Here is a 16764-nt window from a genome sequence, read left to right as displayed (position 1 = left end):
ACATACGACGCAACGGCATGGCGACGGGTCGACGTGACGGCAGACAAAGCGGCGCCCAGCCTGCCGCCTGAAAAGAGCAGACAGACACGAACGGCGCCGGGAAACCACGAGAGATGGGCCGCCCTCCGATCGCGGTGGCTAGCTCGCGATCGAAGGGCAAAGCCCGGCTTGGTCGGTCAGAACAAGCGGAAAATCGCGGGAACGAGGACGGCCGACGCACAACCCATCAGCGCCATGCCGAGCGTGGCGAACGCCACCGCCTCCGAGCCGAATTCGACGGCACGCGTGATGCCGAAGGTATGGGCCGTCACGCCCAGCGTGAAGCCCTTTACGGCCGGACTGTCGACGCCGATCGCCTTCAGCAGGTACGGCGTCAGGGTGACGCCGGCCAGCCCGGTGACGAACACGCCGAGAATGGTGAGCGGCACCGATCCGCCGATCTTGTCGGCCACGGAAAGCGCGATCGGCGTGGTCACGGATTTGGTGCTGAGCGCGCGCTCCATCAGCGGGCTCAAGCCGAACAGATGCCCGAGCAGCAGCGCGCTGCCGGTCACGGCGAGACCGCCGAGCAGCGTGGCCAGGAGAATCGGCAACAGCACCGCGCGCGCCTTGTGAACGTTCTCGTAAAGCGGCACGGCCAGCGCCACCACCGCCGGTCCCAGCAGCGTATGCAGCGGACTGGTGGCGTCGAAATACTGGCTGTACGGCAAACCCGTGCCGAGCAGCAACGCGACGAGCGCGGCGGTGGCCAGCATCACCGGTTGCAGCACGGGCAGTTTCCCCGAGCGCAGATATAGCCAGTTGCCGGCCGAATAGGCGGCGATGGTGAGTGCGATGAAACCCAGCGAGCTGGCGAATATGGGCATGGCGAACATCGGTTGTTCCAGATTGATGGCGTAATTTCCGTTGAAACCTGGGTGCGGCTGGGTGCAGGGCGGGTTCGACCCCGCAGCGACCCGTCCGCCATTCAGAGGCAACTCAACTGTGCTTCAGGGCGTCACCGCCCGCGCCGCCGCATGACGGCGCCCGAGCAGCGCATTGGCGATCCACGCGACGGCGAGACAGCCGGCCACCAGCGCGAGCACCAGCACCACGATCAGGCTCAGGATGCCCGGCGGCACGCTGTGAATCAGCTTGACCACGCCCACGCAGGTCGGCACCAGCATCAGCGCGAGATAGCGCAGCAACGTGTCGGACGACGCCTTGAGCGGCGCGTCGATCCTGCCGCGCGCGCTCAGCATGGCGAACACGAGGCCAAGTCCGATGATCGCGCCCGGCACCGGCAGCGCGAAGCGCGTCGACAGGTAATTGCCGACCAGATACATGGCGATATAAAACGCGAAACCGAACATGACGGAACTCTCTATCCGAAGCGGCGCCACGATGGCGCCGGACAGGTACGACTATGGCATTCGCCGGTGAGCCGGAAAAGCGAGGAATTCGCAGCCTCGGGTTAGTTTTGCTCACGGGTTTTGCCGACCGCCCGTTACCGTGCGCGCGCCGCCACGGAAGCCGGCGCACGCACGCTCCAGCGCGTTTTCAGCACACGCAGTTGCGCGGCGAGCCGGCGGCGAACGCTTCCAGATTCGCGGTCAGTTGATCGGCCATGCGCGTGACGGCGTCGCGCGAGGTCCAGGCGTTGTGCGGCGTGATGATCAGATTCGGCAGATTCAGATCCAGCAGCGGATTGCCGCGCCGCGGCGGCTCCTCCTGCAACACATCCAGACCCGCCCCGCCGATGCGCCCGCTCAGCAGCGCCTCGCCCAGCGCCGCTTCGTCGATCAGTCCGCCGCGGCCCGTGTTGATCAGCAGAACGCCAGGCTTCATCGCGCGGATGTCCGCCTCGCCGATCAGGTTGTGCGTCTCCGCGGTCAGCGGGCAATGCAGCGTGATCGCATCGGCCTCGGCGATCGCGCGATCCCATGACACATAACCGTCGCGCACGCCCTTCGCATGCTTGCGCTCGACCTGCCACACCCGCATGCCGATGCCCTTCGCGAGCCGCGCGACGCCGCGCCCCAGACTGCCGGCGCCGACCACGGCGAGCGTCATGCTCGACAGGTCGCGAATCGGGTGCGTCGCGATGCAGAAGTTGCTGGAGCGCTGCCACTCGCCACGTTGCAGATCGGTGCGATACGCGAGGAGATTCCGCGCCAGCGCGAACAGCATCATCATCACGTGTTCGGGCACCGCGTCCGACGCGTAGTCGCGAATGTTGGACACCGGAATGCGCCGCTCGCGGCACACGTTCAGATCGATATGGTTGGTGCCGGTCGCGCAGGCGGCGATGAACTTCAGCCGCGGCGCGGCCGCCAGCACGTCGGCGCTCAGCGTGACCTTGTTCGAAATCAGGATGGTCGCGTCGGAGATCCGTTCGATCAATTCCGCGGGCGCGGTCAGCGGATACTCGCGCCATTCGTGCGGCAGCTCCGGCATGCGCATCGGGCCAGGCAACGTACTACGGTCGAGAAAGGCAATGACTTCCATATCGGACGTTTTTTCTGATTGAAGTTGAATTGAAGCTGGATGGCGTAAGGCGACGGGTTTTCAGCACGGCACCGCGGTACGCAGCGCGAGTTCGATGCGCTCGACGGCTTCCTCGAGCTTGTGAAACGGCGCGGCGTACGCGAAGCGCACGTGTTCGCGCGCGCGATAGGTGCCGAAGTCGATCCCCGGCGTGAACGCGACGTGCGTGCGCGCCAGCATGTCGGCGCAGAACGCCTGGCTGTCGGTCGCAAGCTCCGACGAATCGGCGTAGATATAGAAGCCGCCGCCCGGCACGACGGGAATGCGAAAGCCGAGTTCGCGCAGCGCGGGCACCAGCAGATCGCGCCGCGCGCGGAACTGGCTCTTGCGGTATTCGAGAATTTCGAGCGTCTCCGTCTCGAAGCACGCGAGCGCGGCCTTCTGCGCGAGCGTCGGCGGACAGATGAACAGGTTTTGCGCGAGCTTTTCGATGTCCTTCTGCGCGCCGTCCGGCACGACCATCCAGCCCAGACGCCAGCCGGTCATGTTGAAGTACTTCGAGAAGCTGTTGATCACGAACGCGTCGTCCGTCACGCTGAGCGCGGTCGATGCCGCGCCGTCGTACACCAGCCCCTGGTAGATTTCATCGACGATCAGCGCGCCCTTGCGCGCCCGCACCACGGCCGCCATCCGTTCGAGCGCGTCCTGCGGAATCAGCGCGCCGGTGGGATTGGACGGCGTGGTCAGGAGCGCCGCGCGGGTACGTTCGTTCCAGTGCTGCTCGATCAGTTCGGCGGTCAACTGGTAGTGCGACTCGGGACCGACCGGCACGCCGACCGCACGCGCTTCCATGGTGCGGATGAACTGGCGGTTGCACGGGTAGCTCGGGTCCGAGACCAGCACTTCGTCGTCGCGGCAGAACAGCATCGCGCAGACCAGCAGCAGCGCCGCGCTCGATCCGCTGGTGACGACCACGCGACTGGCCGGCACATCCACGCCGAAGCGGGTCGCGTAAAAGCGAGAAATCGCCTCGCGCAACTCCGGAATCCCCAGCGCGCAGGTGTAACCGAGCGGGGTATCGCGCAACGCGGCCTCGGCGGCGGCGATCACGGGTTTCGGCGTCGAAAAATCCGGTTCGCCGATTTCCATCCGGATCACGTCGTGACCTTGCTGTGCAAGCGCGCGAGCGGCATTGGAAATTTGCAGTACGTGAAAATCTGCGATGTCGGAGACACGGCCGGCACGTTTGTGGGCAGTCGCCACCGGATCAAGATCGCGAAGAACGGTTGTTACCATGGGAGTCCCGAAGAAGGATTGGATGTTGCGCAAGCTCGTTCGTGTTATCCGCGTGGCAAGGCGGTCAGCCACGGCGCATCGCAGTGTGCTTTTTTTGCCGGGTGCATAAAAGTGATTTTTTCTCGTTATCGGATTAGTTTGGCTATCGCATTATGCGATTTAAATATCACTTTCTAATCTTTGGAAAAACGTCAATAATCCTTGCGCTTGCGATACTTTGGCTAAACCGGGTGTGATGAAATATCGATTGCCGCCGTTGAATGCGTTGCGTGCGTTTGAAGCTGCCGCGCGTCACATGAGTTTCAAGAAGGCCGCCGAGGAGTTGTGCGTCACACCGGCCGCCGTCAGTCACCAGATCCGCACCATCGAGGAATACCTGGGCGTCGAATTGTTTTGCCGCTCCAACCGTTCGATCGAATTGACCGAACACGGCAAGCGTTGCTTTCAGGAAGTCAGCCTCGGCTTCACGCATCTCACGCGCGCCATGACCTGGGTCGATACGGCGCAAGATGCCGAGCGGCTCGTCATCACGGCGGGACCGGCCTTCACGACCAAATGGCTGGTGCCGCGCCTGTCCACCTTCACCGACCTGCATCCGCAGATCAAGACCCGGGTCTCCGCTTCGCTCGCGCTCTGCGATTTCGTCAAGGAAGGCGTGGACGTGGCGATCCGCTTCGGCCGGATCGACGCGGCCGGGTTGCATGTCGAACGCTTGATCGAGGAATCCGTGGCGCCGATGTGCAGTCCGGCGCTGCGTAACGCGCAGGGCGGCGCGTTGACGCCCGCCGATCTCGCCGGCATGCCGTTGATTCACGACGAGTCGCTGCGCATGGTCGATCCGGCAGCCACCGGCTGGTCAGAGTGGTTCAAGCATGCGGGCGTGAAAGGCGACGCCACGCGCGGCATGTTCTTCAATCACGCCGATCACGCGCTGCAGGCCGCGGTGGAAGGCACGGGCATCGTGCTGGGCCGGCGCGTGCTGGCCGCGCCGGACGTGCGGGCCGGACGCCTGACGATTCCGTTCGGGCCGGAGATCGCGACCGGCCTTTATTTTCACTTCGTCTGCACGCCGGAGAAAAGCCGCACGCGCACGGTGAAGGTGTTTCGCGACTGGCTGTTCAAGGAGTTGCAGCGCGAGGTCAAGCCGCTGGACTGGAACGAGGCGGGCTCGTAGCGGCAGTGCCGTCCAGTTCGAAATGGCAGGCCAGCCTGCCGGTCTCGACGCCGGTCGAGCTGAGAACTTTCGGCGCCCGGAAACGCGCCAGCGCCGCGCGTTGAGTGGCGGTGCCGATGGCAAGCCGCTCCAGCAATTCGGCGACCACCGCGTACAGCACGCCGATCCCGCCGTCCTCGATCTTCACGGCGATGCCCAGCGCGCCATGCGCGCCGAGCGCGGCAGTCTGCGCGCAAGCCCGCACGCCGATCGCGTAACTGCCTTCCGCGCCGACCTTGCCTACCAGCGCGCCGTCGAACGCCTGCATCAACGTGGTACAGAAACGCCCTTCGCCACCGACCAGTTCCGGATGCGTGGTCATCGCGCGATAGATGCGCGACAGCGCGGCGGTGTGTGCGTCGATGGTGGCTGCGTTGGTGGTTGCGTTGGTGGCTGCGTTGGTCGCTGCGTTGGTGGCTACGTTGCTTGCTGCGTTGCTTGCTGCGTTGCTTGCTGCGTTGCTTGCCGCGTTGCCCCCGGCAGTACCTGAAGCGGTGTCCGAAGCACGCTCCCCCGCACTATCCGCCGCGTCCACGCGATCCTGCGCATCGGCCAGTTTGGCGAACAACCGCGCGAGCCGGTCCAGCGCAAACGCGGGCGTCGGCAGATTGCAGCCATCCGTCGCCCAATGCACGTCGTTCTCGCGCAGATCGCAGACGCTCGCGACCGTGCGCTTCACCCTCGCCTGCAACGGATGCTCGGGCCGTTCATAGCCATCGAACGATTCGCCGATCGCGCGCGCGCCCGCCAACATGCCGACGTGCTTACCCGAGCAATTGCTGCATACCGCGCCGGGCGTAAAGCCGCGCCTCAGCCAGTCCTCATGCACCGCATCCGACAGCGGCGCATGGCCGCCGCAGCGCAGATCGCTTTCGTTCGCCCCGACCTTCGCGAGCATCCGCTGGGTTCGCTCGATATGCCGCGGCTCGCTGCTGTGCGAGCCGCACATCAAGGCCAGATCCGCTTCGTCGAACCCGAAGCGCGCCAGCGCGCCCGTCTCGATCAGCGCGAGGGCCTGCGCGGGCTTCGCCGCCGAGCGCACCAGCGTCACGCGCGACGGATCGCCGAACGAATACAGCAAACGCCCCGCTTCATCCACCACCGCGATGTGCGCGACATGCGTGTTCTCGACGATGTCGCCGCGATAGACCGTCGCCGCGATCGGCGCCCGTGACTGCACATTCATGTTCCGTCTCCTCCCGATCGCCGGAGCGTTGCGATCGACATTGATTGAATGATGGGCGCGGCTTACCGGTGTCGCACGTTGCACGCGCCTGCCGCGTGCCGGCAAGAAGCCGCATGCCATCGATATCCTGACAGCCGCGTCCGCGTCCGAGTCCGCGTCCGCGCATGCGCCACCGCGCGCTTCGCACCACCGCTCACGCCGCCTCCCGCAGATGCTCGACCAGATAATCGATCAGCACCCGCACCTTTGGCGGCAGAAAGCGGTTCGGCGGATACAGCAGCCATACCGAGCCCTCGTACGCGCGCGCTTCGAGCCGCCATTCCGGCAACACCTGCACGAGTTCGCCGCGCTGCAACGCGTCCGCGGCGGCGAACTCCGGCACGCTCGCCACGCCGAACCCCTGCTGCGCCGCTTCGAGCCGCGCGCCCGCATGATTGGCGATGTAACGCCCCTTCACCTCGACGCTCTGCGTCTGCTCGCCGCGCCGGAAACGCCAGCGGTTGTCGTCGGCGGTTTCGCCGAGGTGGATGCACGCGTGCCGCGCCAGATCGCGCGGTTGCATGGGTGTGCCACGCTCGCGCAGATACGCCGGCGACGCCACCAGCAACCAGCGCACCACGCCCACGCGCCGTCCCGCGAGCGTCTGCGGCGGATGTTCGGTCAGCCGGATCACCAGATCGACATCGTCGGCGAGCGGATCGATGTCGTGATCGGCGAACAGCAGTTGCACGTCGACCTCGGCATACATGCGCAGAAACGCCGGCATCAGCGGATGCAGCACGCTGCGCGCGAACTGCGTCGGCGCGCTCACGCTCACCTTGCCTTGCGGATGCGCGGCGAGTTGCCCAGCGGCATCGACCGCGGCCGCCGCCGCGCTCAGCATGTCGCGGCAATAGCGCGCGACCTGGGCGCCCGATTCGGTGACGCGCACGCTACGCGTCGAGCGTTCGAGCAGGCGCGTGGCGAGCGCCTCTTCCAGCCGCTTGATCTGGCGGCTCACGGTGGACGGCGTGCTGCCCAGCTGACGCGCGGCCAGCGAGAAATTGCCCGCATCGACGACGCGCGCGAAGACCGCCATGTCCGGCAGCAGATCGAACAATTCGGTGGGCGTCATGGCGCGGCAACCTGGTTGGCGGTGGGTCGGATCGCGAATGCATTGCCAGCGCGTCGTGAACGCGCGACCGATGCGCGACCAATGCATGATTAATGCATTCAAAACATAAACGTTGTGCACGGCGACCCGATTATCGCGCCAGGAGCAAAGATCGACAATACGCGCTTATCCGTAGGAGAACCGCCATGCCCCGCCAGTCCCAGCAAGAACGCCTGCTCCTGATGTCCGACCTGATGCTGCTGGCAGTCGCCGTGGTGTGGGGCACCAGCTACGGCGTCGTCAAAAGCGCGCTCGCGTTCTATCCGGTCCTGGGGCTGCTGGCGCTGCGCTTCGGCATCACCTTCGTGCTGCTGTCGCCAGCGCTGCGTCATCTGCGTTCCGCCGATTTCCGCGCGCTGCGCGGCGTGACGCTCGCCGGCGCGTTGCTGCTCGGTATCTACCTGTGCGAAACCTTCGGCATTCTGTTGACGCGCGCGGCCAACGCGGCGTTTCTGATCAGCCTGTGCGTGGTGCTGACGCCGCTGGTCGAATGGTGGATGCTCAAGCGCCGGCCGAGCCGCGTCGAGTGGATTGCGGTCGCGCTGTCGCTGCTGGGCGCGTGGCTGCTGGCTGGCGACGGTACGTTCGCCTTCAATCCCGGCGATGCGCTGATTCTGGCGGCGGCGCTGCTGCGTGCGTTGATCGTCTGCGTGACCAAGCGGGTGATGCGCGATTCGGCGTTGCCGCCGCTGTCGGTGACGGCGGTGCAATCCGGCGTGGTGGCGTTCGGCAGCGCGGCGGCGGCGTGGCTGTTCGCGGCGGGTCAGTGGCGGCCGCTGCCGTCGCTGGCGGGGCACCCGGCGTTCTGGGGTTACATCGTCTATCTGGTGCTGGCGTGCACGCTGTTCGCGTTCTTCGCGCAAAACTTCGCGATCAAGCGCAGCAGTCCGACGCGCGTATCACTGCTGATGGGCAGCGAACCGGCGTTCGGCGCGCTGTTCGCCTGGCTCTGGCTGGGCGAGCGGATTTCGCTGACGGCGTGGATCGGCGGCGCGATGATCGTCGCGGCCTCGGTGCTCGCGACGGTGCGCTGGCGCGCGTGGCGGGTGAGCGCGGCGAACGCCTGAAGCGGTAGTTGCCTGGCGGCGGGGCCGCGCGGTGGCATGGCTACCTGGCCCCGTTGTGCCGTTGTGCCGTTGTGCCGTTGTGCCGTTGTGCCGTTGTGCCGTGGCGCCGTGGCGGTGCGCCGGCGTGGCCGCGCGCCCTGACCCGCAACACTCAATGACTCGCCGCCAGCCCTTCCTCCTGCTCTTCCCGGTCCAGCGACCGCGTGCGCTTGAGCGCCGGAAACAGACGCATCCACAGCAGCGCCACGGCGATCGTCGCGACGCCGCCGACCAGCACCGCCGGTTGCGCGCCCCACCAACCCGCGGTCACGCCGGATTCGAATTCGCCCAATTGATTCGACGTGCCGATAAACAGCGAGTTGACCGCGCTGACACGTCCCAGCATCTCCTCCGGCGTGCGCAATTGCACGAGCGATAGCCGCACCACCACGCTGATGGTGTCCGACGCGCCGAGCACCATAAGCGCGAACAGCGACACGAGGAAATCGTGCGACAGCCCGAACACCACCGTCGCCGCGCCGAACGCGATCACGCCGCCGAACATCGCCGCGCCGGGCCGGTTGCGCAGCGGAAAATGCGCGAGCCAGATGGTGCCCGCGAGCGCGCCGATCGCGGTGCCCGAGCGCAGCAAGCCGAGCCCGAGCGGCCCGGTGTGCAGGATGTCGCGCGCGAACACCGGCAGCAGCGCGGTCGCGCCGCCGAACAGCACCGCGAACAGATCGAGCGACAGCGCGCCGAGAATCACCGGTTCCTTGCGGATGAAGGCGATGCCCGAGAACACCGAATCGAGTGTGACCGGCGCGCGCTGCGCGGGCTTCGCCTGCAACGGAATGCCCCACACGGCCGTGGCCGCCGCCGCGAACGACAGCATGCACGCGAGGTACGCCGCGCCCGGACCGATGCCGTAGAGCAGACCGCCGAGCGCCGGCCCGGCGATCTGCGCGGTCTGATTCGCGGAGGTGGCCCACGCGGTCGCCTTCGGCAACTGGCCGCGCGGCACCACGGCGGGCAGCAGCGACGCGACCGCCGGCGACTCGAACGCCCGCGCCGCGCCCACGCAGGCCGCCAGCACGTAGATGACAGGCGCGTTCAACCAGCCGCCGAACGTGCCGCACGCGAACAGCAAGGCGGCGATGCCTTCCAGGCTTTGACAGATCGCCGCGATACGCCGGCGGTCGTAACGGTCGGCGACCTGGCCGACCACGAGGGTCAGCACGAACATCGGCAGGAACTGCGCGAGGCCGACGAGGCCCAGCGCGAACGCGCTATGGGTCAGCGCGTAGATGTGCCATCCCATCGCCACGGCGAGCATCTGGAACGACAGCGAGGAAAGAATCCGGGTGCACCAGAAACGTTGAAACGCGGGGTGTTTCGGCAAACTGATGGATGAGGGTTCGGCGGATAAAGGAGGTTCGTCGGGCATCGAGGTCTTGCTCTTCACGTGGCTGGCGGGCGGCAGCTAGTGTAGAGCATGACCGGCCAACGCGCTGTCGGCGGCGTCCGGCCCCGGGACGCGGCTTTCCCTGATCTTCCCCTGCCGCTTTAATCCGGTTTAAAACAATTTCATGCAAATTGCATCAACGTTCATCGATTGACTCATTACGCGGTGAATCGCCCCATCATTCGTCCTCAAAAAAGTGGATTAAATATGATGTAATGGCTGGATCGGGCGCCACGGCGACCTACTCCGCCGTTCGCAATGCGCGGGGTAGAGAAAAGGAGACTGGGCCGGGCGCCGCTCCGCACATGGCAGGCAGATTTCAATTCCATACAGATGAGTACAACCCGAGTTTCGCCGTGGGGCATGCGCAAGCTCACGTCGCTGCGCGCCTTTCTCGCGCAGGCATTCGTCCCCGCTGCACGTAATCTGCAATACATGCAGCGCAGGATGCGGCCGTTCGCGGCGATCGCGATCGTCGGTTTCCCGCTTTACTACTACATCTGGCACAACCTGTTTCCGCAGACGTACGAGAATTTGCCGCTGCGGCTCGTCGGTTCCGCGCTGTTCGTGCCGATGCTGTTCTCCGACCGCTGGCCCACGCCGCTGAAGAAGTTCCTGCCGTACTACTGGTACGCGACCGTCTTCTACTCGCTGCCGTTCTTCTTCACCTTCATGCTGTTGAAGAACAACGGCTCCAACGTGTGGATCGAAAGCGCGCTGATCGCCGCGTTCGTGATGGTGCTGCTGCTCGACTGGCTGATGCTGATGCTCAACTTCGTGCTCGGCATCGGTGTCGCGTGTCTCGCCTACTGGCTGACCACCGATCCCGTCTTTTTCGCCGCGACCTACTCCGCGCATCTGGCGATCTTTTCGTTCGCGGTCGCGATCGGCGTGGTCGCGAATTACGACATGGACCGCATCCGCATCGAACAGGAGCGCGCGATGCTGGCCACCGCCGGCAGCATCGCGCATGAGTTGCGCACCCCGTTGCTGGCGATTCGCGCGGGCGCGCTGGGTCTTGGCCGCTATCTGCCGGCGCTGCTCGAAACGTATTCGATCGCCCAGCAAGGCGAAATGCCGGTGCCGAAGATCCGCCGCGTGCATCTGCAGTCGATGGACGGCGTGATCTCGCGCATCGAACAGGAAGCGCTGCATTCGAACGCGATCATCGACATGCTGCTCGCGAATGCGCGATTCACCGGCGGCTTCTCGCACGGCGCCGATCATTGCTCGATCGCCGAGGCGGTCCGGACCGCGCTCGAACGCTATCCGTTTCGCGACGGCGAACGCGAGCGCGTGCTCACCGATCTCGCCACGGACTTCACCTTCCATGGCTCGGACATGCTGATGACCCACGTGCTGTTCAATCTGCTGAAGAACGCGCTGCGCGGGATGGCGAGCGTGGACAGCGCGTTGATCTCGATCCGCCTCGTCACGGGGCCGCGCGCGAATCAGCTGCTGTTTCGCGACACCGGTGTCGGCATTGCGCCCGATGTCGTGCCGCACATCTTCACGCGCTTCTACACCTCGCCGGCCGGTATCGACGACGCGTCGATCGGCACCGGCATCGGCCTTGCCTTCTGCCGCGACGTGATGCGCGCGATGGGCGGCGCCATCGACTGCCAGTCCGTCGAAGGCATGTTCACCGAATTCACCTTGACCTTCCCCCGAGCCGCTACATGAGCACGATCAAGCCTTTCTACTTTCCGACGACGGCGACGTTCGTCGACGACAGTCCGACGTTTCTGTCGAATCTCTGTCTGCAACTCGACCCGCAACTCGCGTTTCAACTGTTCAGCTCGCCGGCCGAAGCGCTGCAGGCGGTGAACAACGCGCCGCGGCCCGGTTCGGCGGAGGAGCCGCTGTTCGCGCCGTTTCGCGACCGTACCGACGAAGACGTCGCGCAGCAGGTCATTTCGCTGAGCGTAAACACCGTGCGCAATCAGGTGTACAACCCGCTGCGTTTTCGCGCGATGTCGGTGGTGGTGGTCGACTACGACATGCCCGGCATGAACGGCCTCGAATTCTGCCGCCGCATGACCGACCCAGCCGTACGCAAGATCATGCTGACGGGCAAGGCCGACGAGCACATCGCGGTGCAAAGTTTCAACGAAGGGATCATTCATCGCTTCATCCGCAAGCAGGATGCGGCGGCGATTCCGGCGCTGAACCGCGCGGTGCGCGAATTGCAGAGCGCCTATTTCGACAACGTTTGCCATTCGATCGTCGATACGCTCGCGCTGTCCGAATACGCGTTTCTGCGCGACGAAGTACTGGCCGAACGCGTGGCCGAGCTGTCCGCTTCGCTCGGCATCGTCGAGCACTACATCTCGTACTGCCCGAACGGACTGCTGATGCTGGACAATCGAGGGCACGCGTATCTGCTGATCATCCATACGCCCGAGACCTTGCGCGGCGTGCGCGAGATCGCCGTCGAGCAGGATGCGCCGGCCGCGTTCCTCGCGGCGCTCGACAGCCGGCGCAGTGTGCCGTATTTCTGGGAGACCGAGGGCAACTACCCCGATCAGTGCGCGTCGTGGGAGGACTACATGCATCCCGCGACGACACTGAGCGGCCGCCAGGACTACGTGTACGCGGTGATTTCGAATCCGCCGGGGCTCGACCTCGAACGCGTCACCAGCTACGACGCCTACCTCGACAAGCTCGACCGCGACATGGAGCGGACATGGAGCTCGAAAAGCTGAGCCCCACGTCCGCTACCTATCAGGCCGCTACGGCGTTATCCGCGCCAGCGCGTTCGCGACCACGACGACGCGGCGACAGTTCGTCGCCCAGCCGCCGCGTCGAGGCCCACTTGTCGAGTTCCACCTCGTCGCGGATATCGCGGCACACGGTCGCGATTCTCTCGACCTGCGCGTGCGTCAAGGCCGCGTGAATCGACAGCCGGATCAGCGCACGATTACGCGCGGTAGCCGGCGCGCAAAACACCGAACCGAAAATACCGCGCGCTTCCAGTGCGTCACGCAAGATGATCGTGCGTTGTTCGGTGCCCGCTTCGAGCGCGATGATCTGCGTCTCGCTGCCGTTCAGGTTGTAGCCCAATTCCGTCAGGCGCTCGCGCAGCCACGCCGCGTTCGCGCTCAACGTCGCGCGGCGGTCGTCCGAGTTTTCGATCACGGAGAGCGTCGCGTCGAGTCCGGCGATTTCGTGCGGCAGCAACGTCGAACTGAAGATCGCAGGGTTCGACTCGAACTTGAAGTACTCCTGGAAATCGGCGGCACAGGTGATGAAACCCGCCCGTCCGGCGAACGCCTTCGCGAGACTCGCGGTACGGAAGGCGACGCGCGATTCGAGTCCGAGTTCGACAACGAGCCCCGCGCCGCGCGGACCATGCGTGCCGAGCGAATGCGATTCGTCGACCACGAACACGCAGCCGGTGCGGTCGCACACATCCGCGAACTCGACGAGCGGACAGACGCTGCCGTCCGTGCTGTAGACCGAATCGACCAGCACGACGCCCTGCCCGTGCCGCGCGATCTGCTGCTCCAGATGGGTCGCGTCGTTGTGACGGAACGCGACCGGCTCGGCGCCCGCGCTACGCACACCTTCCCACAACGACATGTGCGCTTTCATGTCGACGTAGACCGGCGTACGCGCCGACGCGATCGACTGGATCAGGCCGGTGTTCGCCGCGTAGCCGGACTGGCACAGCACGCCGGACTCCGCGCGCATGTACCTCGCCAGACGGTTCTCGAACTGCAGCAGCGGACAGTCGCCGTGCAGAAAGATCGCCGACATCAAGAGGCCGCTGCCATCCGCGTACAGCGTGTCCGCCATCCGGTTGATGATGTCTGGATGACGCGCGATCGCCAGGTAGTCGTTGCTCGACAGATGCAATGCGTCAGCTCCAGGCATGCGGCCGCGCATGATGTGGCCGCCGGCCCATGTCTCGCGCACGCGCTCGTGGTAGTAACGTTCGACGCGCGAGGTCACGAATTCCGGCAATGCGGCGTGTTGATATCCTCGCCCTTGTACCAGGGAATCGGAAACGTTTTTCATATCAGCTCCTAATGGTTTAGCTGCCAGTAGCGGTCAGCGGGTCCATAGTGAGCCCGTCATTTATGACTTGTCAGGAAAAGCGCGGGAGACTGACTGCGGAAAATGGTTTCTTTTAAGCGGGCGATTTCAAAGCGGCGTTCGATGCGGGGCGGGTTTGCCTTTAGTTATGCGAATAGCATATTTAAATGCTTTTTCAGCGGTCGATTCGATGAAATCGCCGTCAAGCGATACGCAATTTGCGAGCATTGTCGACGAGGTGGAATGACGCGACGGCGATAGGTCTGGCGAGACGCTACGACGCGGGCAGAATCGGTTCGCGTGAACCGACGGCACCGGCCTTCGCGCACTGGCGATACACCGACATGGGCGCTCGAATGCAGCGCCGGTAAAACTGATTCTCTTGTGGACGAGCAGGCGTTCTTCGGTCGAAATGCCTTGTGCGTTTTCAGCTGGCATCAGCACGTATTACCGTTAAGCGCGTACCCAAAAACATCTCGACGTAATAACGAAACACGCGACCGGGTGCTAAAGAATTCATCTGAAATTTTCTCGCCCAATCGTTTGCGTGCGACTCTATTCGGCCGCATGATTAAGCGATGGTTACTGCTCTAGCGATTGCATTTATTTTTGGATCTGCCGTTCTGCTTGCCGTGCCGCTCGGCTGGTTGTTCAAGGTTCATCTGCTTCCCGGCCGCTATACGCATCTCGACGGCATGCGCGCAATGGCCGCCTTGATGGTTGTCTGCGCGCACTATCTGCCGCATGCCGGCATGGTGATCGACCGGCCCGTCGACAACGCGCTCGGCCTGACTTTCGGTGCCGTCGGCGTGCAGATCTTCTTCTGCATTACCGGCTTTCTGTTCACGCGCAAAGCGATGAACGGTCCCGTCGACGTGAATGCCCTGATGTCCTCGCGCGTTCGACGCATCATGCCGCTCTATCTCGTGGCCATGACGCTCGGGATTACGTTGACGATCTATATCGCGCGCTCGGTGCCCGGCGCACCGGCAGCGACGGTGCGGGAAGTCGTGAGCGTGTACGCGTTCGGCTTCGTCGCGCCACGCATGCCGTCGGTGGCCGGCATGTCGGTTGGCGGGCAATTGGGGCAGATCTGGACGCTCGGCTGGGAATGGTGGTTCTATGCGCTCGTGCCGTTCATGGCCGCGCTGCTCGCGCGTCCGTGGTGGGTCATGGCGGCTTTGGCGGTCATCGTCGCGTCGCTGGTCGCGACGTTCGACGGCAGTTTGCTGCCGGGCGCGTTCTTTCTGCCGGGCATTGTGTGTGCGTTGCTGGAGAAACGGGTCCGGCCTGCTGGAACTACGCGGGTTGTGTTGACGATGATCGGTGTATTTGCGTTCGTCGTTTCCTTGAGTCTCGATGCGCCGATCTATGGGCTCAAGCAGATGGCCTTGTGCACGATCGGTTTTCCCGCGCTGCTGTTCGGACATCGCGCGCTGTTGTCGATCAAGCCGTTGCGCTTGCTGGGAGAGGTCAGCTTCAGCATCTACATGCTGCATCTGATCGTAGTGTCGATTTTCTGGGTGTTCGTGCAGGTCTGGAGCGATGCGAGCGCTTATCGAACGCCCCGCGAGAAGCTGCCGATGGCCATGCTGTTTCTTGCGGGGTTGTTTGTGCTGAGTTTTGTGAGTTATGTGGTGGTGGAGCGGCCGTTTGTGGGGCGGTCGAAGGGCGGGAATGGGGGCGTGGTGTCGGCGGCGCGGCCAGGGTGATCGTGCCTTCTCAGCTCATTCGCGGCCGGGGTGAAGCTGCGGCAGCGTTCAGCTGTTTCAAGCGCACGAAGCGCGGCAATATTGAGGCGCAGTCGTTCGGTCATTACGGTTGTCGAAAACATAGGTTGGCAATTTGAAAATGCCGGCTCGGTGCGGGTCTGCACATTGTGCATTCCAGACCAAAGTCCGCCGAATCGAGGACTGTCTCGACCGCGCATGACCAGCACCGCAGTTGCCTGGCTGATCGCCAGCCTGAAAAACGGCAGTTGCGGCATGCCGATCCCCATCATGAGCAGTGCGGGGTTACGGCCCAGCAACATGACGGAAGCACCGTATCCATCGGCCATGATCCCCACGCCTGCGTCGATATAGATAGTGCCGCCCGCGAGATCTGAACGTTTCAATTCCTCGCCGCGAACGGTGCTGGTCATATAGACGGAGCCGTCTCTACTAAAGGTTGTGGCAGAACTGGTGCCTGCTCCCTCACGTGGTTTCGACAAAAGATTGAGAAGGCGTATCTCCGGTATTTTCGGTATCCGCCAGGTTCCACCCAACCCAATGCCGCAACCACCGTAGTGGAACCGTTGATCCTGCCCGGACGGATCTTGGAGAAAGATAGTGCCGCCTGACGCGAGAAGCATTCCTACTCCCAGTCCGCGTGTTGCCCCGTGTCATAACTCCAGTTGCTGGGCCTTAGTGCGAACATTACCGGGCTCCTTTCGACCGAAGCCTCATTACATAGCCTAAGCCGCCGAACATGAATGGAATTCCTAGCAGGCCCCAACCAATCGGCCATGACCAGATGGCGCCAAACTGGTCGAGTCTGGCTGTCGCTCTGGGCGCGTCGGGAAGATAACGTACCTGAACTTGATCACCCACTTTCATGCCAAAAACAAAGCCGCCTTGCGGATAGGAAACGTTTTGTCCCCGAGTCGTTACAAAGGCGATTTCTGGGTGACTTCCGCCGTGATTCAGGGTGACTACCTGCGCAGGTGCGACGATTGATGTCCTGAGAAAATCAATTGTGTCCGAGGTCGACATGCAGGCGGCAGCGAGGGCCGCCGCGCCGATGAGCAAAAAAATGATTCCCTTCGAGGCGTTGCCAATTTTTTCGATGTCTTCCATTAGCTGTGTCGCCTCTCTACGGTTTTTAACTGCGATAGTTCAAGCATAACAAATCGCCCCTATTGCA

At 64.0% G+C, this 16764-nt stretch carries 16 protein-coding genes; 6 read left to right on the top strand and 10 right to left on the bottom strand.

What is annotated here, in order from left to right:
• Positions 1–176: 176 nt before the first annotated feature.
• The 4 genes from LFL96_RS06580 to LFL96_RS06565 form a co-directional block, all read right to left on the bottom strand.
• Entirely contained in the window at positions 177–866 is a 690-nt protein-coding gene (locus tag LFL96_RS06580; protein WP_280999362.1) for an LrgB family protein, read from the bottom strand.
• A gap of 123 nt (positions 867–989) precedes the next feature.
• Positions 990–1352, bottom strand: coding sequence for a CidA/LrgA family protein (locus tag LFL96_RS06575; protein ID WP_280999361.1), 363 nt, complete (start codon positions 1350–1352; stop codon positions 990–992).
• Positions 1353–1539: 187 nt separating this feature from the next.
• Positions 1540–2487: a D-2-hydroxyacid dehydrogenase gene (locus LFL96_RS06570; RefSeq protein WP_280999359.1), complete on the bottom strand. Its 948-nt coding sequence runs from the start codon at positions 2485–2487 to the stop codon at positions 1540–1542.
• A 60-nt stretch (positions 2488–2547) separates the two neighbouring features.
• Positions 2548–3729 (bottom strand): pyridoxal phosphate-dependent aminotransferase, encoded by a 1182-nt coding sequence (locus LFL96_RS06565; RefSeq protein WP_281000590.1) that lies wholly within the window; start codon positions 3727–3729, stop codon positions 2548–2550.
• Between LFL96_RS06565 and LFL96_RS06560 the strand changes: the two genes are divergently transcribed.
• Together LFL96_RS06560 and gcvA are read left to right on the top strand one after the other, a co-directional pair.
• Positions 3628–3939 carry a hypothetical protein gene (locus LFL96_RS06560; RefSeq protein ID WP_281000904.1) on the top strand — a complete coding sequence of 104 codons (312 nt, stop codon included), beginning with the start codon at positions 3628–3630 and terminating at the stop codon, positions 3937–3939. The genes LFL96_RS06565 and LFL96_RS06560 overlap by 102 nt on opposite strands.
• A 118-nt stretch (positions 3940–4057) precedes the next feature.
• Positions 4058–4936 (top strand): transcriptional regulator GcvA, encoded by an 879-nt coding sequence (gcvA, locus tag LFL96_RS06555; RefSeq protein ID WP_280999357.1) that lies wholly within the window; start codon positions 4058–4060, stop codon positions 4934–4936.
• Here gcvA and LFL96_RS06550 read toward each other — a convergent pair.
• Entirely contained in the window at positions 4902–6161 is a 1260-nt protein-coding gene (locus tag LFL96_RS06550) for an asparaginase (RefSeq protein ID WP_280999355.1), read from the bottom strand. The genes gcvA and LFL96_RS06550 overlap by 35 nt on opposite strands.
• 193 nt (positions 6162–6354) lie before the next feature.
• Positions 6355–7275: a LysR family transcriptional regulator gene (locus LFL96_RS06545; protein ID WP_280999353.1), complete on the bottom strand. Its 921-nt coding sequence runs from the start codon at positions 7273–7275 to the stop codon at positions 6355–6357.
• A 185-nt stretch (positions 7276–7460) separates the two neighbouring features.
• Here LFL96_RS06545 and LFL96_RS06540 point away from each other — a divergent pair, with 185 nt between their 5' ends.
• Positions 7461–8381 (top strand): EamA family transporter, encoded by a 921-nt coding sequence (locus LFL96_RS06540; protein ID WP_280999351.1) that lies wholly within the window; start codon positions 7461–7463, stop codon positions 8379–8381.
• 151 nt (positions 8382–8532) lie between these two features.
• Here the strand turns inward: LFL96_RS06540 and LFL96_RS06535 are convergent, their stop codons facing one another.
• Entirely contained in the window at positions 8533–9804 is a 1272-nt protein-coding gene (locus LFL96_RS06535) for an MFS transporter (protein ID WP_280999349.1), read from the bottom strand.
• Positions 9805–10155: 351 nt separating this feature from the next.
• On the opposite strand from LFL96_RS06535, the gene LFL96_RS06530 reads away from it, so the two are divergent.
• Together LFL96_RS06530 and LFL96_RS06525 are read left to right on the top strand one after the other, a co-directional pair.
• Positions 10156–11505 carry a HAMP domain-containing sensor histidine kinase gene (locus tag LFL96_RS06530; protein ID WP_280999347.1) on the top strand — a complete coding sequence of 450 codons (1350 nt, stop codon included), beginning with the start codon at positions 10156–10158 and terminating at the stop codon, positions 11503–11505.
• Positions 11502–12527 (top strand): response regulator, encoded by a 1026-nt coding sequence (locus LFL96_RS06525; protein WP_280999345.1) that lies wholly within the window; start codon positions 11502–11504, stop codon positions 12525–12527. The genes LFL96_RS06530 and LFL96_RS06525 overlap by 4 nt, the downstream gene beginning before the upstream one ends.
• A 19-nt stretch (positions 12528–12546) precedes the next feature.
• Here LFL96_RS06525 and cqsA read toward each other — a convergent pair whose 3' ends face one another.
• Positions 12547–13842 carry an alpha-hydroxyketone-type quorum-sensing autoinducer synthase gene (cqsA, locus tag LFL96_RS06520; protein ID WP_280999343.1) on the bottom strand — a complete coding sequence of 432 codons (1296 nt, stop codon included), beginning with the start codon at positions 13840–13842 and terminating at the stop codon, positions 12547–12549.
• A 596-nt stretch (positions 13843–14438) separates the two neighbouring features.
• On the opposite strand from cqsA, the gene LFL96_RS06515 reads away from it, so the two are divergent.
• Positions 14439–15572, top strand: coding sequence for an acyltransferase (locus LFL96_RS06515; protein ID WP_280999341.1), 1134 nt, complete (start codon positions 14439–14441; stop codon positions 15570–15572).
• Here the strand turns inward: LFL96_RS06515 and LFL96_RS06510 are convergent.
• Together LFL96_RS06510 and LFL96_RS06505 are read right to left on the bottom strand one after the other, a co-directional pair.
• On the bottom strand, positions 15491–16003 hold the full coding sequence (locus LFL96_RS06510) for a hypothetical protein (RefSeq protein WP_280999339.1): 513 nt from the start codon (positions 16001–16003) through the stop codon (positions 15491–15493). The two genes, LFL96_RS06515 and LFL96_RS06510, sit on opposite strands and share 82 nt — an antisense overlap.
• A gap of 274 nt (positions 16004–16277) precedes the next feature.
• On the bottom strand, positions 16278–16697 hold the full coding sequence (locus tag LFL96_RS06505; protein WP_280999336.1) for a DUF3592 domain-containing protein: 420 nt from the start codon (positions 16695–16697) through the stop codon (positions 16278–16280).
• Between the last annotated feature and the right edge of the window lie 67 nt (positions 16698–16764).

The sequence above is a fragment of the Paraburkholderia sp. D15 genome (assembly GCF_029910215.1).
Classification (GTDB): Bacteria; Pseudomonadota; Gammaproteobacteria; order Burkholderiales; family Burkholderiaceae; genus Paraburkholderia.
This window is presented reverse-complemented; position numbering and strand designations above follow the sequence as displayed.